The organism is Microcystis sp. M53603_WE2 (assembly GCF_030065435.1).
In genome coordinates this window covers 1-2,573 of record NZ_JASJFF010001324.1, presented here as the reverse complement: position 1 = coordinate 2,573, position 2,573 = coordinate 1, and the positions used below count along the sequence as shown (strand labels likewise).

The following is a 2,573-nucleotide window of genomic DNA, read 5'->3' as shown; positions in this document are numbered from 1 at the left end:
TGGAACACCATGAGTTTCGCTTCCACCTTGTATCTTTGTCCGATTTTAGATTTATTGACCGCTAGTATTCCCGAAGAATTAGAACCAGAAATTAGATTAGGATTGCAAGAAGCTTTAGTTAATGCCGCTAAACACGGCAATCATCTCGATCCCAGCAAAACCGTGGTCGTTCACTTTTCCAGCAGTAAAGACGAGTATTCTTGGGTAATTACCGACGAAGGTTGTGGATTTACGCCAGGTTGTCCCCATCATGGCTGTAGTTGCGATTGTCCCAATTTTCCCCCCGAAGAAGCGGAAAATGGCCGAGGACTGTGTATGTTATATCAAATCTTCGACCAAGTTCACTGGAATCAAAAAGGAACCCAACTGAAACTTTGTAAACAAATTAAACAGGAACGCTGGTTTAATTAATGACCGTGACCGTGAGAAGGACAGGGAGGAGCAGAAATCGAGCGATCGAGCCAGCCTGTAGCCTGTTGTAGCCGAGGAAGTGCTTCTTCTGGCTGATTATCTAATAAAAACACCAAAGCCGTCCCTAATTGTTCGGCGGCCCGAGCATTACGATTGGCTTTCAGACGATGCCAGTCAATCGGTGCGATCGCCAAACGTTCCGCCAAAATCCGCGCCAATTCCGGGGTAGATAGATCATCAATAGTCTGAGATGCGGAGGAGACAGGGGATGGAATCATAATCAAAAGGTTTCGTAAAACCGTAAAATCGTCTATAACTATAGTTTAGACGCAGGAAATCCCATTGAGTCCATGTCCTTAGAAGAAAACCCGTACCCTAACGATGAATCGGCAGAATTTACCGAAGCAATTGAAGAAGTCGAAGCGGCGATCGCAACACTAAAAGACCGTTATCGACAGATCAACGAAGCAGAACAGCAAAAAAAAGACCTAGAGGCACAATTTAGCCAAATAGAACCCCAATGGCGGGAAAATCCCCTACCTGAACTAGAAAAGGAATTGTTACAAATTCGCGAACAGATTCAAGAATTAGAGGTAATTTTAGAAAGCAATTTACTTAAAGAAGGGGAATTAAAGCGCCTATTCTGGGAAGGAATCCGTCGCGGACTGCTGGGGGAGGTTTTTTGGCAAATTGTCCGCTTTGGTGGTATCGGAGTCTTACTGGGTTGGATTCTGCGATCCTGCAGCGGGTGATTGACTGCACAGGGGACAGTGGGGTATGTTGCCTTGAGAAGCTGATTAGGGTTGGGTTCCATCCAGACGGATTTGACAATTATTGGCATCGAGCGTATCTAGAGGATTGCCGTTATAAGTGCCTTGTTTAACTATTCCCAACAGAGAAGCGATAACTATACACTTTCTTTCTTGGTTGGGATAGGGATTGGCGGCATCGGCGGCGGGATATAATACGATTATCGCTTGGTTTGCCCGCGGCTCAAAGGTTAACCCCGGCACATGACCCCGAAAGGAAAACTGTACCCCCGGACTGTCGCCATCAGGGGGAACATCTGGAAAATTATCCACCACCATAAATACTTCCTGCGGCAGACTTAGGGAACCCGCATTAGTATTAGTCGCCACTAAACAACCCGGTTGATTGGCAGTTATTTGCCGGTAAACCGTGGGATCAGTGCCAGTCCCTTCAGTAAAATTAATCGTGCAAATTCTCCCTAGACGGATGGCTTGTCTTTGGGCATCCCGTAGGGCTGATTGTATAGAATCGGTGGCTTCTTGGACTTTATTGCTATTTAACCAAGCTAATAAATTAGGTCCAGTTAAGGCGGCAAGAATTCCCGCAATTGCCAAAGCTACCAAAATTTCTAACAGGGTAAAACCCTGATTTTTATGGACAGTTAAACGACGCATCGGGAATCACCTCGACAGAACTTTCGGCAATAACATTTTCTTGGTTGGGGTAATCTTTAGGAGTTTTATCTGTTGCTTCGACTCGATAATCAATACGGAGACGATGGGGATTATCCAATTGCTCAGCAATATTAAAAGTTTGAAAGAGAGAATAGTCTTTACCGACAATTGGTTTTTTCGCTACTAATCGTTCCTTCGGTATAGGGGTGTCGGGGGGGGGAGCCGTTAGTTGTCTTCTTAAAGCTGTGGCATAACCCTCTTTTCCTGTACACCACTTCTCGTCGAAAGCTAAAGTCGAAGCTTGATATTTGGTATCCTCGAAGTCTTCTTGTATCCAAAAGTTAGCTTGAGCTTGTCTTTCTGACCGAACTTTATATAAGGCATTCACTGCCATTAACTGTAAGGTTCCTGTTAAGAAAGCGGTAATAGTTAAAATGGCAATTATCACTTCTAACATCGAGAAACCTGACTCGGACGACGGTAGTTTTAACGGTATTCCCTTTTCTTTTGATTTCACTTTTCAACCCTCCCCGTTTTTCCTGAAAACCACTGACTTTTTTTAGCTCTCAACTACAGAGTACCCAGTTGACATCCTCACCGCCGTAAACGGACGGTGATTCCCAAACCTCACGATTTAGGTTTCTGCTTCTTTCCCGAAGGATTTTTCGCACCTGCCTTAACAGATTTACTCTGTTCTGGTCTTATGGTCGCTCGACAGACTGACACCGCAAGCCCTGC

The 2,573-nt window shown here is 44.9% G+C and carries 5 protein-coding genes; 2 read left to right on the top strand and 3 right to left on the bottom strand.

The window, feature by feature from the left end:
- Positions 1-9: 9 nt before the first annotated feature.
- Positions 10-411: an ATP-binding protein gene (locus PX481_RS27805; RefSeq protein WP_288097168.1), complete on the top strand. Its 402-nt coding sequence runs from the start codon at positions 10-12 to the stop codon at positions 409-411.
- Here PX481_RS27805 and PX481_RS27800 read toward each other — a convergent pair.
- Positions 408-689 (bottom strand): DUF6439 family protein, encoded by a 282-nt coding sequence (locus tag PX481_RS27800; RefSeq protein ID WP_002763679.1) that lies wholly within the window; start codon positions 687-689, stop codon positions 408-410. The genes PX481_RS27805 and PX481_RS27800 overlap by 4 nt on opposite strands.
- Before the next feature lie 72 nt (positions 690-761).
- On the opposite strand from PX481_RS27800, the gene PX481_RS27795 reads away from it, so the two are divergent.
- The gene (locus tag PX481_RS27795) at positions 762-1,163 is read left to right on the top strand and encodes a sll0565 family protein (protein ID WP_002763677.1); all 402 of its coding nucleotides are present in this window, start codon (positions 762-764) and stop codon (positions 1,161-1,163) included.
- A 45-nt stretch (positions 1,164-1,208) separates the two neighbouring features.
- On the opposite strand, the gene PX481_RS27790 is transcribed toward PX481_RS27795, so the two are convergent.
- A complete protein-coding gene (locus PX481_RS27790) occupies positions 1,209-1,835 on the bottom strand; it encodes a pilus assembly FimT family protein (protein ID WP_288027680.1) in 627 nt (208 codons plus the stop codon).
- The gene (locus tag PX481_RS27785) at positions 1,813-2,292 is read right to left on the bottom strand and encodes a type 4 pilin (RefSeq protein WP_288027682.1); all 480 of its coding nucleotides are present in this window, start codon (positions 2,290-2,292) and stop codon (positions 1,813-1,815) included. The genes PX481_RS27790 and PX481_RS27785 overlap by 23 nt, the downstream gene beginning before the upstream one ends.
- Positions 2,293-2,573 lie beyond the last annotated feature (281 nt).